Here is an 11,899-nt window from a genome sequence, read left to right on the forward strand (position 1 = left end):
CTGGGCCACACAGCAATCGGACTTTCCGAATGCGTTAGCATCGCTGGGATTCCAGTTACACGACGACAGAGCCTGACCGACGCACCGACAACACAATGCACATAAAGACCGTCCTCCCTCTGTCTCCTTTGTAAGCCTCCAATTGTGTCGATACGTGAGAGTTGAGAGCCTTTCGAAGCACTGTCTCTTGGATTTGATCGAAAGGAGGTTCACTCCGATGATCCACTTGAGTTGTGACGGGATTAACTCGACATTTCCACGTAGGAGCCTTGATCTGGATCCCAGCGGTAACGTTTATGGGGATCACTTTCAGGGTCAACATTGAGCTCATTGATGTGCCAATCCTGGTTGGCCGCTTTGAAGCGCTCGGTCCAGTGCTTAAGCTGGCCTGTGACGATCGCGCGTTGTGTGTGGTGCAGTTGCTCGACCATCTCCAGAAACCACGCAGGTTCCGGAATGGTCACTCGAGGTTTGGTGGAATAGGAAAGCCGTCTTAACACTTCCTCATCCACAGATTGGCCTTCCGGGTTCAGTCGCTGGACATCGACCTCCGGCGTGTAATGGACCTGGAGGGACTCTTTCCAGAGTTGCGCCCAACGATCCCGTGAGAGGTAATCCTTACCGCCGCGCATCGTCGGTGCCACGAGTAACAGGCAGTGGAAATGCGGGTGCGCTGTCTCCGGGTCGTCCTGGCCTTGATCCACTTCCAGGAACCGGACGGAACCGTGCACATGTCGCAAGGCATGGCGATCGGTCAAACGACTAAAGGCCTTGTTCATCGCCTGGATTTGGGATCTCAGTTCGGTCACTGGGCAATTACGCACTGTCAGTGTCAGGAACAGCCAATGCGGTTTATAGCCTTCTGCGCGCATGGTTCGCAGAATCCACTGCAGACGAACTCTCCATCGGGCTGAAAAGCGGTTCTGGCAAATCGGGCAATGGCGATGCTTGCAGTACCACGTGGTGTTTGTTGGCTCTTGGGATGGATTGAGGTGGATGCGGACGTTACTGGCACACTCCTGAAGACGGGTGGCCTCTTTGCGGTAGCGGTGGTCTGCTGAGAAGACACCCGCTGTGTCGTCAGCAATTGGTTTGTATTTTTCAAGGCTGATCAGGCTTTTGTTCTCTTGGTGATCGTTGAATTGATTCATTGCGTGCTCCTCGTGATTGATCGGTGGCCATTTATCTGCAAACAGGGTCTGATTCGGTGTTGCGACTCTGAAATTGCCCGAATAAACCGGTTAAAAAATGACCTGATGGAAGGGTGTCGAAGGAGTTATGGAGTAGTGAAAAGGTTTCTAATAATAAATATAAAGCAGGGACTTACATCGCATTAGGAGCGTAGGCGCCTGTCGTGAGACGGCGCAGAACCCCAAAATTTTCCATCCACCTGAACGAGTCCATCTGAGGCATGGCGTTCAGGAGCCACCCAGGGGACGTAGGGGGTGTGCGTGGCCTCAAAGCTCGAATCGTGGCGTGTTTAACCTGGGTACGAACCTCCTGTTCGATCGGTTCCACGTTGTCCGGATGTACTTCGGCAATGAAGTCCTCCCTAAAGCAATCCCGCCACAGGTTGTTCCAGAGATCCTCCCGGAAGCCGGCTGGATCTTTAGAAACATCCGGTCGGAGTAGCAGAACGCACTCGAAACGCGGGTGAGCGATATTGGCATCGCTGAAGCCCTGGTCCACCCGCAAGACACGTAGAGCACCCTGGACACGACGTTTCCAGAACCGCCTACGGGTCATGCGCCGGAAAGCGACCTTCATGGCCTCCAGGCATTCGCTGAGCTCGGTCACTTGGCACTGACGCACAGAGAAAGTAACGACAACCCACCGGCTGTCGCCTTGCCAAGGCTCCTCCCGGAACATGCAGTCTATCTGGTTCCCGTGGTTATAGGCCTTCTGGTGCTGACAGATGGGGCAGTGGGGGTGATGGCAACCTTGCTGGCTGGTGTCTCTGGTCCGAAGCGCACAGTTGTGGATCTGCGCAGCGTCCTTTCGGGCCCAGGGATCTTGGGAGAGGTGTTCAGCGAGTTGCAGCGCGGCGGCTTTAACGTTCTGGGGCGTGAATACATCCTTCGTTTCTTGAATGACGGTCATTGTGACAACTCCCATGACAATCGTTGGGCGCAGGTGTGACTGACATGCGGATGCAGCTGCTTGTGGTAGGGCCACAGCAGGGTGTGCGGGGAGGTCCGCGATAGTGTGTCGTCACACGGCGTTGATCGGGGCTCCGGAACGGAGGCGGGTCAGAAGGGGCTGTGAACTAGCCGATTGATTGGAGTGGTGTTGCTGGGGTGCTGCCGGCGGCGTCTCGCTCTTCAATGCGGGCGAGTACCCACTCCTCAACTTCCTGTTCGACCCAACCAACCGAACGTCCACCGAGCGGCACGGGCTGTGGGAAGGTGCCTGCTTCGACGTACTTATAGATGGTGGAGCGTGCCAGGCCGGTGAATTCCATGACTTCGCGTAATCTGATGATCCTCATGAGGGTCTCCTATGGTTAGTCCGCTCATTGGATCGGAGGGTGCTGTCTCAGATGAAAATCCGACGCAGGAGCCAGGCAATGCGACTCACATAGAGACCTGTCGCGGACTCCTGCTTCTTGCTCGAGGTGGCTTCGCAGATATGGTGTCACCCCAAAAACGAGAAATGTCCCCTGGCGGAAGTAGTGCTTAGTCCTGGCACGGGCAGCGGGTGTTGGTTTAAATCCCTTGCGCTAGGGGTGGTCAGGACTTGGTTTGTGAGCTTTCCGGCTTTGCTGTTCAGCCCTGCTCTGGCTGACTCGGTCGGCGATGGTTTGGTCATCATCCAGGGGGTGAGCAAAGGCGGTGGGTGAGCAGCGGCCGACAAGCGGTGCTGAGGCCGGAGCATTGATCAGGGGGCTGGCGTGTCAGCGGATGGCGCTGGAACCGGGTACGCCCCTATCAAGGCGGTGAGTGGAGGTGTGACATGGCATGACATAATGACATTGAAAAGCAAGAATATGCTGAAATAGCTAGTAATGATGCTTATTTTCGCAATTTCTTAAAGTTTAATGTCACAACGTCATGCCCATACCAGATTCATTCTCATTCATCCATAACGGGCGTCGTCGTCTGTTCGGCCCGCCAGTACCGCCTGGGACCTCGCTGCCCACTCGAGGTCAGGGAGATCCCAAATTCACGTAGCAGGGGTTTTATCTGATTGAATTTTGATCCCAACCCCCTTGGGGTGGTGGGCCACATATCGGTCGAAGGTTCTTTTTCAGAGGGTCTCTTTTCGGAAGAATCCTCTTTTTTGGGGCGATATTCCTCCAAGCGTGTCTTCCAGTCCGTGACTGACAGATCCAACACCCCCGATGGTTCAGCAGCTAGCGCCTGAGCCACGGCAGTTGCGACAGGCGACTCTTCCAGCTCGAACTCACGCCGACCTTGCTGATTGAGCCGGAATTGCTGCCAAAACGCATCTTTATCTTGGCGCAAGTATTCTGCTACCAATACCCCTACGCGACAGAGATCGGCCAAGCCACCGTGATGATCAAACTCCTTGCGATATTCCATCTGTGTCCACTGAGAATTGACGTATCCGAATATCAGTAGCAAGCCGGCCACGATTGCCGGGTCCATGGATGTCATTTGTCCTGGCATGGTGGGTTGAAGATTGTCTTCTTCCACTTCAACGCTCAAGGTCGCATCGGCGAGCTTTGGCGTTGTCGCAACGCTTTCCGTGCTATTAAGCATCACCGGGCACTGGGCAGTAATTTCCGCAGCTACCTTTTTGTCCTTCCATTGCCACTGGATTTGCTTACCCCGCATCAGGCTGAAGATATGATCTTGCTGAGTTGGCGTGAGAGCTTCGACTTGATTAAAGCTCAGGAGGTAGTGCTTGAGCGCTAAGTTATTAAACTGTTTGACATTGCTCGGGACGTCTTCTTGCCAAGTCGTCGTTGCTGGGTCCACTGCGGTCTTGACTTGCCGATGCGCCTGTTCCATTGAAGCAGAAGGAGTGCCTAAGATTTCTAGCATGACCTGCTTTTTGTCCGGCATCCAACACAAGACCATCCAGGCAACGACCAGCAAATCGGATTCACTTGATAACAGCGTGCAATCAAATAGTTGATTAACCAGCGCGGGGTGATTGTTGCCAATATGGCTCAGGTCGGGGAAGCAGTAGCTGTGCGCGGGGCGAATCATTGGCTGAACAGTCCCTGCATAGAAATGCATCTCACCGGGTTTAAAAGTGAAGCAGTTTCCCGGTCCAGCGTCGATAAAACGCTCCTGGGTCTTTGGATTATAGCCAGCCCGACCGAAGTATATCGGTACTAGCAAAGGTGTGATTCTCTGACCAAAATGGTCAAGCGCACGTTTAATGTCTCCTTTCGACACTTCCCCCGGGTAATTATCTCGGTAATATGTCGCTATCGGTGCCTCAATCGCGTCGATAACTTCAGGCACCACCTCTCCGGTATGGGTATCAAAAAGTAGAACACTATTCGTTTCATTAACAACCCGATAATATCGGTTAAATAGCAGATTACTGACACGGTCAACCTTGTTCTGGCGATAGTCTCGAGACGTTTTACCGCTACTGGCTTCAGGGAGCGCTGCCGGTTGCTGCTGCGGTGCCAATTGATTCACTTTAGGGGGCTCTGACCTAGCTGATGACGACAAAGACTGCGGCGGCTTGCCACCATTCCACTTAGGCGATCCAGAATCTCTATCTAGTTGCGGTCGCTTGGTGTCTGGAAAACGACTAGGAGCCATAGTAACTGCTTTTCAATCGCAAAAATGTATTCGGCATTCAGTATGCCTTATCCCCTTCGCGCTTTGCACCATGGCCTACCGTTCCATCCGCTTGGCTCATGGGCAATAACCGGTGCAGCTGAAGTAAAACCATTCGGTCTGGGGCTTACCAAGTCTCAGAGCGAGACGTCTACCGTCAGCGACTTGAATCATTTTGACAAGAGCTTCGACAATAATGACCGTAAGGCCGTCTTTGGCTGCATCGGTAACGACATTGCCGGTGTGGACTGGATTCCTGACCTGGCAAGCCCCCGATATTCTAGACACCTGAGAGCTGCTCAAAGTGGGTATCCGGATTATTTGGTTGGTGTGCGAGATAGAAAGGTTGCCGACAAGGTCTACCCACAACAGATTAGCTGGTTGATGGTTCGTTCAGTACGCTCACCTGCTAGAGAGTAAATACGTAATCAAACAGGCGATGCCCAGGACCAGCAGCAGTAGTAGGGCAACTCCGATCATTGGCGTCATCCAGCCCATCGCCCACATCATCCCGCAATTGGGTACTATTGTGTTCATCGTGACAGGACTTCCTGTGGTGTCCATGCCCAACGACCATGGGGGTGGCACCATGGTTACGCTCATATCATTCACCCAGCACAGCAGGACAACTCCGCCACATCCTTGGTGAAGGTCTGGGCGCAGAGCTTGAGCCCTTCCACCATGGTCAGGTACGGAAAGAGTTCGTCGGCGACGTCGTCCACGGTCATCCGGGCGCGCAGCGCCATCACTGCCGTTTGTATCAGCTCGCCCGCGTTCTCCGCCACCGCCTGAACCCCCAGAAGTCGGCCGCTGTCGCGTTCGGCCACCATCTTGATGACACCACGGTCATCGAAATTGGCCAGAGCCCGGGGTATGTTTTCCAGGGCCAGGGTGCGGCTGTCCGTCTCAATGCCCTGTTGGCAGGCGGCATGCCCGGTGAGCCCCACGGTGGCCACCTGCGGGTTCGTGAAGACCACCGCCGGCATGGCGCTGAGATCCAGTCGGGCGTCACCTCCGGTCATGTTGATCGCGGCCCGGCTTCCGCCGGCCGCGGCCACGTACACGAACTGGGGCTGATTGGTGCAGTCGCCGGCGGCCCGGATTCCGGGTGCGCTGGTCTGCAGATGGTCGTCCACCTCAACCATCCCGTCCGGGGCCGTCACACCAGCGGCCTCCAGGTTCAGGGCTTGGGTATTGGGCGTGCGTCCCGCCGCGATCAGCAACTGCTCGGCGTGAAGCGGGCCGGCCGTGGTCTCCAGTGTGAATTCGGAATTCCCGTAGCGGACCTGGCTGGCCTGTGTGTTGTTGAGGACCCTGATGCCTTCGGCGCGGAAAGCCGCCTCAAGCGCCTCGCTCACCGCCGGGTCCTCACGGGACAGCAGGCAGCTGCGCGCCAGCACCGTCACCTCGCTGCCAAGCCGCGCGAAGGCCTGGGCCAGCTCCACGGCCACCACCGAGGCGCCGATCACCGCCAGGCGCGGCGGAATCCATTCGCTTTCCAGGGCGGTGGTCGAGGTCCAGTAGGGCGTTTCCGCCAGGCCCTCAATGTCGGGAATCGCGGGTCGGGCGCCGGTGCCGATAAAGGCCTGGTCGAAGGTCAGGTGCTGGTCCTTGCCGTGGCGGTTGCGGATGCTCAGGGTCCGGCCATCCACGAACCGGGCCTCGCCTTCCAGAACCTGGATATTCGGGTTATCGGCCAGAATGCCTTCGTATTTGGCGTGGCGCAGCTCGTCAACGCGGGCCTGTTGCTGCTCCAGAAGACGGGCACGGTCGATGGCCGGCGGCCTCGCCGTGATGCCGTTGTCAAACGGGCTCTCCCGGCGCAGGTGGGCAATCTGCGCCGCCCGGATCATGATCTTCGAGGGCACGCAGCCGATGTTCACGCAGGTCCCACCGATGGTGTGGCGTTCGACCAGTGTGACCCGGGCGCCGCGTTCCACCGCCTTGAGGGCTGCCGCCATGGCGGAGCCGCCGCTGCCGATCACGGCGATGTGTTGGTGTTCCATAATTACTCCTTATCCGTTTTTTCTGTTTTTACGGTGGAGGGATAGCCGGCATTGGCCGTCGCCTGGGTCAACGCTTCAACCGAGGTTTCGGCGTCATCGAAGGTGACCTTCGCCTCCCGATCCGGATAGCTGGCGTCAGCCTGCGAGACGCCTTCGATATTATTGAGAGCGGTCTCGACTGTTATCGGACAGGCGGCGCAGGTCATGCCCGGTACCGAGAGCGTCACGGTCTTCATGGCGGCCGGGGCAGGTAAACTGAGCAGGCCAATAAACAGTGCCAGGATAAGACGTATCGTCATGGGAAAGCTCCTTTCAATAGAACAGGGGAAGAAAATAAGGGAATACAAGAGCGAGGAGCACCAACACTGCCACTACCCAGAATATCGCCTTATAGGCCATTCGGACTCTGGGTACGGCACACACCTCATCCGGCTCGCATGCTTCCCGGGCCCGGAAAATCCGGCGCCAGGCGAAAAACATGGCCACCAGCGCAATACCGATGAAAATGGGGCGGTAGGGTTCCAGGGCAGTCAAATTCCCGATCCAAGCGCCGGAAACGCCCAACATGATCAGAACGAGGGGCCCGAGACAGCAGGCCGATGCCAGAATTGCCGCTATTCCCCCGGCGGCCAGGGGACCACTCCCCGATTTCTTCGATGACATAGTGCTTGCCTCTTTCATTATCGAGTTCTGTTGAGCTAACGTTACTCCCGTAGTCAACTACGGAGTCAAGACCCATGCCGGATAAGGCGAACGTATTGACCATCGGCGAGCTGGCGAAAGCGACCAATATCCATGTCGAGACCATCCGCTATTACCAGCGACGGGGTCTGGTACGGGAACCGGAACGTCCTCCCGGTGGCATTCGGCGTTATGGATCCGCTGACATAGAACGGCTGACGTTCGTGAAAACAGCGCAACATCTGGGCTTCAGCCTTGACGAGGTCAGCGACCTGCTGCAGCTGGAAGACGGCGCCCATTGCCGGGAAGCCAGTGCGCTGGCCGAACACAAGCTGCAGGACGTTCGTGGGAAGATTGACAGGCTTCAGCGGATTGAGAAGGTGCTGAGTGAAATGGTCAGTCGGTGCCACGCCCAGCAGGGCAATGTCACCTGCCCGTTGATTGCCTCATTGCATGGAGGGCTCAGAGGAGCAGAAGACCCAAGGGAGTAACTCAGCCAGTTCATAGAAAACAACGCGGTCAAAGAGTCGTGATCATCTATGGACGACGTCGACAAGGAAAGTTTGCATGACCAGCTTGCCCGACAACATCCTTCAGCTTGCTGAGTACCAAGTCCTGGGCACCAAAATGGAAGAGCATGATCTCCACTACCAGGTCGAAGAGCTCCTGAGCCTCTAGCTTGCGAGGAATGCCCCGTTGAGAGTGAGTTTGTCAGGTTCGGCAAACGCGATGTGGCCTATCGCGCCCTACCCATCTACGGAAAGCGGGTCACCCTCTGGGTGGTCCGTCGCCGCTACATGTGTCGGGCGTGTGGAGGGAGATTCCGGCCAGTTCTTCCACAAATTTTAGACGATCACCGCATGACGCGGAGGCTTTACAACCATGTCGAGAAGGAAGCCTTCGATCACCCCTACGCCTACGTGGCTGATACCACGGACCTCGACGAGAGGGCTGCCCGCGAGATCTTCAAGAAGAAGGCTAAATTCCTAGCAGCCTTGCATCGCTTCGAGCCCCCCCACTGCCTGGAGATCGACGAGCTGTACCTGAACGGCCGCTACCGCTGCATCTTGACCAACCTGGAGGAGCGCACCCTACTGGACCTGCTGCCCGATCGCCAGCAGGACGCGGTGACTAGGCGCCTCATGAGCATGACCGAGCGCCACCAGGTCGAGATCGTCAGCACGGATATGTGGAAACCCTACCGCCGTGCTGTCCAGGCGGTACTGCCGCAGGCTCGCATTGTGGTCGATAAGTTCCACATCGCGCGAATGGCCAACGAGGCCTTGGAGAAGGTCCGCAAGGGGCTCCATCTACCACTTAATCCGGATACCCCTCAAAGTACTGCTTTTCAAACTCCATCGGAGACAGACCGCCGTTGGTGCCGTGTCGCCTGATGGGGTTATAGAACATCTCGATGTAATCGAAGATGTCGCGCCGGGCCGTTTCCCGGTCTTTGTAGATCCGGCGCTTGATCCGCTCACTCTTCAGTAGTGAGAAGAAGCTTTCGGCCACTGCATTGTCGTGACAGTTGCCGCGCCTGCTCATGCTCGGCGCCAGATTGTGCTCTTTCAAAAAGTGCTGCCATTCCCGACTGGTGTATTGGGCCCCCTGATCGGAATGGATCAGAACGGTCTGTTTAGGGCGCCGCCGCCATGAGGCCATCAGCAGCGCGTCCATGATCAGATCCGTGGACATTCGCTGTTTCATGGACCACCCCACAACCTGGCGGGAAAACAGATCCACCACCGTGGCCAGGTACAGATAGCCCTCATGGGTGCGGATGTAGGTGATGTCGCTGACCCACCGCTCATTCGGGCTGCTGGCCTGAAAATCCCGGTTGAGGTGGTTGGGCGCCACGTGGGCCGGCTTGCCGCCGTAATACCCCCTGTGGCGCTTGTAGCCCCGTTGCGCCCGGATTCCTTCGCGGCGCATCAAGCGGTACACCCGGTTCTTGCTGCATTGCTCCCCCAGGTCTTTCAAATCCAGGGTGATGTTGCGATAACCGTAGACACAGCCGCTCTCCAGCCAGGACTGCTTGATGAGTCCCAGCAACCGCTGATTCGCTTTGGTGCGGGGGCTTTCCGGGTTATGCAGCCACGCATAGAAACCGCTGAAATGGACGTTGAGAACCCGGCACATGGCCCGGACAGGGAACTGCTGCTGGTGAGCCCTGATGAAGCGATACTTTACTCGGACTCCTTGGCAAAGAACGCTGCGGCCTTTTTTAGGATGTCCCGCTCTTCAGTAACCCGGCGCAGTTCCGCTTTCATGCGCCGCAGCTCGGCCTGCTGATCACTGATCTGTTGGTGTTGGCTGTCGGTATCACCGTAGTGCTTGATCCACTTGTAGAGGCTGCCGGAGGTCACTCCCAACCGCCGGCACACATCGGAGACCTTGTGGCCCCGTTCGGTCACCTGTTTGACCGCTTCAATCTTGAACTCTTCGGAATAGCGCTGCCCGCTCATTCTCAACACCTGCTGGCTTTGCGTTAGTGTAACGCTCTCAGGTGTCTACTGTATCGGGGGCTTGCCAACCGCTAGTTTGGGCCTTTTCGATGCTATACAGCTATCCCGACGCTAAAGCGAGCCGAGCTCACCAGCAGGGGCGTCCGCAGGCAGTAGCAAACACAAAGCCCTGAGCAGGAAGCGCACAGTTGGTCTTTCGTGGCTTTCATTGCTTTTATTTCTCCGGATAGTGCGTCATTACCGAGCATGGCCCAGTTATTGGATCTGCTTTATAAAGTACGGTATAACATATCTTTTTGAAAGCTTTCATGGATACAGTGGTGGCCACAAGCCTAGCCCTCTCGATATTGCCGGTACGTGAGATTCCACGGTGGCACGTCATCGGATTACATCGGAGGCAGGCTCAACACATAATTCACTGGGTGAGCGGCACCAAGAGGGTGCATGAGGATTCCGATAGTGGCTTTATCGAATCCTGAGAAACGCCGGCAAGTCCGGGGACCAAGCGCCGGTTGGTCGTTTTCAGGTTTGCTTAAGTTCGTCCAGGTAATCCGCCCACCGCTGCATCATTTCCTGCCGCTCTTCGATCCATTGAGCACGGTTGTACGCTCGACCGTGCACATCGGGGACTTTGTGGTCGAGCTGCATTTCAACAATATTTTCGGGGTACCCGAGGCGCTCTACCAGCATCGTCCGCGCCATTGCGCGAAATCCATGGGCCGTCATCTGTCCCTCGAATCCCAGCGTTTTTAGGGCCAGGTTGACCGTGTTCTCGGACATCGGTCGATTCGGTCTACCACTCCCTGTGAACACGAACTCAAAGCGCCCTGTCAGTGGTAGTAGCTCCTCGAGGAGCGATATAGCCTGATTCGCAAGGGGAACCATGAGTGATGTGTTGTTTTTTGTTTTGGGGGCTATCCATTGGGCTCGTGTGAGATCCACATCCGACCAGCGCATTGTCCTTAACTCGCCTGGTCGCGTGAAAAGTAGGGCTGAAAGTTGAAGTGCCGCCCAAGTAGTTGGTTGGCCCCGGTAGCCCTCCATTGCCTTGAGCAACGGTATTACCTCATCAGGGGTTGCTAAAGCTGCAAAGTGTTCGGGCTTAGCTGAGGCGAGAACCCCTCTGAGGTCCCTGGTGACATCGGAGTTGGCCCGTCCTTCGCTCACAGCGTAGCGAAAGACGTTACTGATCAGTCCTTTAACGCGGTGGGCGTTGTCTGTGTACCCTTTTCTCTCAATGCGCCGGAGAACTTCCAGGACTTCGGGGGGTTGGATCTCGGCGATAGGGCGTTTCGCGAGCAATGGGAATACGTGATTACGAAGCCTGTTCCAGTTCTTCTTGGTGTATGTGGCTTCTTTTCTGGGCTTATGGATGGTTTCAAACCAGTCCCGCGCAACCGCCTCGAAGGTGTTGGCATTGCGTGCCTCCCGTTCCTGTTTCAATTTCGCGCGATGAACTTGGGGGTCTATGCCTTCTGCCAGTAGTTGGCGGGCCTCATCCCGTCTAGCTCGAGCCTGCTTGAGTGACACATCGGGATATACGCCCAGAGCTAGCGTGCGTTCCTTTTGGTCAAAACGGTACTTTAGCCGCCAGTAGCGCCCATGACGTTGGACATGCAAATACATGCCACCACCGTCGGACAGTTTTTTGGTTCCGCCGAGGCGCTCAAACGTCGCTTTCTTGATGGCTGTGTCGTTTAGCTTGTTAAGTGCCCGTGTTGTCACAGTTTTTACCAGTTGGGGGTATAAGGGGTTCGGGTCTTTGGCGTTATACCCCCAATTATACCCCCAAGTTATTGCGTGTCCACTGGGGTCTATCGATGTCTATGGGCGTCTCGGAAGTGGTGTAAATGTCTGTATTTTTTACGGTTTATGGATCTGGGTAGATTTTAGTGGAAGGGAGGGTGGTGGGCCTGGCTGGACTCGAACCAGCGACCAAAGAATTATGAGTTCTCTGCTCTGACCAACTGAGCTACAGGCCCGG

At 56.2% G+C, this 11,899-nt stretch carries 10 protein-coding genes, 1 tRNA gene and 1 pseudogene; 2 read left to right on the plus strand and 10 right to left on the minus strand.

The genetic code is table 11. The features are described from left to right. Positions 1-242: 242 nt before the first annotated feature. The 7 genes from CK501_RS15155 to merT all read right to left on the minus strand — a co-directional run bounded on the left by CK501_RS15155 (position 243) and on the right by merT (position 7,432). Positions 243-1,151, minus strand: a complete 909-nt coding sequence (locus CK501_RS15155; RefSeq protein WP_095618589.1) for a protein rep — start codon at positions 1,149-1,151, stop codon at positions 243-245. Positions 1,152-1,323: 172 nt separating this feature from the next. Beyond that, positions 1,324-2,100: a protein rep gene (locus tag CK501_RS15160; protein ID WP_095618590.1), complete on the minus strand. Its 777-nt coding sequence runs from the start codon at positions 2,098-2,100 to the stop codon at positions 1,324-1,326. Positions 2,101-2,266: 166 nt separating this feature from the next. Next, the gene (locus CK501_RS15165) at positions 2,267-2,488 is read right to left on the minus strand and encodes a helix-turn-helix transcriptional regulator (protein WP_095618591.1); all 222 of its coding nucleotides are present in this window, start codon (positions 2,486-2,488) and stop codon (positions 2,267-2,269) included. A gap of 583 nt (positions 2,489-3,071) precedes the next feature. Further along, positions 3,072-4,610, minus strand: coding sequence for a hypothetical protein (locus CK501_RS15170; protein ID WP_143421453.1), 1,539 nt, complete (start codon positions 4,608-4,610; stop codon positions 3,072-3,074). A 761-nt stretch (positions 4,611-5,371) separates the two neighbouring features. Then, positions 5,372-6,769, minus strand: a complete 1,398-nt coding sequence (gene merA, locus CK501_RS15175) for a mercury(II) reductase (protein ID WP_095618593.1) — start codon at positions 6,767-6,769, stop codon at positions 5,372-5,374. Positions 6,770-6,771: 2 nt separating this feature from the next. Beyond that, positions 6,772-7,068 (minus strand): mercury resistance system periplasmic binding protein MerP, encoded by a 297-nt coding sequence (gene merP, locus CK501_RS15180; RefSeq protein WP_095618594.1) that lies wholly within the window; start codon positions 7,066-7,068, stop codon positions 6,772-6,774. A gap of 13 nt (positions 7,069-7,081) precedes the next feature. Further along, entirely contained in the window at positions 7,082-7,432 is a 351-nt protein-coding gene (merT, locus tag CK501_RS15185; protein ID WP_095618635.1) for a mercuric ion transporter MerT, read from the minus strand. Positions 7,433-7,506: 74 nt separating this feature from the next. Between merT and merR the strand changes: the two genes are divergently transcribed. Together merR and CK501_RS15195 are read left to right on the plus strand one after the other, a co-directional pair. Continuing rightward, entirely contained in the window at positions 7,507-7,941 is a 435-nt protein-coding gene (gene merR, locus CK501_RS15190; protein WP_095618595.1) for an Hg(II)-responsive transcriptional regulator, read from the plus strand. A 76-nt stretch (positions 7,942-8,017) separates the two neighbouring features. Next, positions 8,018-8,775 (plus strand): annotated as a pseudogene (locus tag CK501_RS15195) (transposase); the annotation flags it as partial. Here the strand turns inward: CK501_RS15195 and CK501_RS15200 are convergent. The 3 genes from CK501_RS15200 to CK501_RS15210 all read right to left on the minus strand — a co-directional run bounded on the left by CK501_RS15200 (position 8,768) and on the right by CK501_RS15210 (position 11,897). Beyond that, positions 8,768-9,915 (minus strand): IS3 family transposase gene (locus CK501_RS15200; RefSeq protein ID WP_408607579.1). Its coding sequence is split into 2 segments (ribosomal slippage): positions 8,768-9,678 and positions 9,678-9,915, totalling 1,149 coding nucleotides; the frame shifts between segments, so codons are not numbered across the junction. The pseudogene CK501_RS15195 and the gene CK501_RS15200 sit on opposite strands and share 8 nt — an antisense overlap. Positions 9,916-10,437: 522 nt before the next feature. Beyond that, positions 10,438-11,640, minus strand: a complete 1,203-nt coding sequence (locus CK501_RS15205; protein ID WP_095618597.1) for a tyrosine-type recombinase/integrase — start codon at positions 11,638-11,640, stop codon at positions 10,438-10,440. Between the two features lie 180 nt (positions 11,641-11,820). Beyond that, positions 11,821-11,897, minus strand: a tRNA-Ile gene (locus CK501_RS15210). Positions 11,898-11,899: the final 2 nt, after the last annotated feature.

Origin of the sequence: Halovibrio salipaludis (assembly GCF_002286965.1) — a bacterium.
GTDB lineage: Bacteria > Pseudomonadota > Gammaproteobacteria > Pseudomonadales > Oleiphilaceae > Halospina > Halospina salipaludis.

What these genes read in the sequence shown, in the direction of transcription:
- CK501_RS15155 (WP_095618589.1), bottom strand. Translation starts at nt 1,151, where the DNA reads ATGAATCAATTCAACGATCACCAAGAGAACAAAAGCCTGATCAGCCTT.
- CK501_RS15160 (WP_095618590.1), bottom strand. Translation starts at nt 2,100, where the DNA reads ATGACCGTCATTCAAGAAACGAAGGATGTATTCACGCCCCAGAACGTT.
- CK501_RS15165 (WP_095618591.1), bottom strand. Translation starts at nt 2,488, where the DNA reads ATGAGGATCATCAGATTACGCGAAGTCATGGAATTCACCGGCCTGGCA.
- merA (WP_095618593.1), bottom strand. Translation starts at nt 6,769, where the DNA reads ATGGAACACCAACACATCGCCGTGATCGGCAGCGGCGGCTCCGCCATG.
- merP (WP_095618594.1), bottom strand. Translation starts at nt 7,068, where the DNA reads ATGACGATACGTCTTATCCTGGCACTGTTTATTGGCCTGCTCAGTTTA.
- merT (WP_095618635.1), bottom strand. Translation starts at nt 7,432, where the DNA reads ATGTCATCGAAGAAATCGGGGAGTGGTCCCCTGGCCGCCGGGGGAATA.
- merR (WP_095618595.1), top strand. Translation starts at nt 7,507, where the DNA reads ATGCCGGATAAGGCGAACGTATTGACCATCGGCGAGCTGGCGAAAGCG.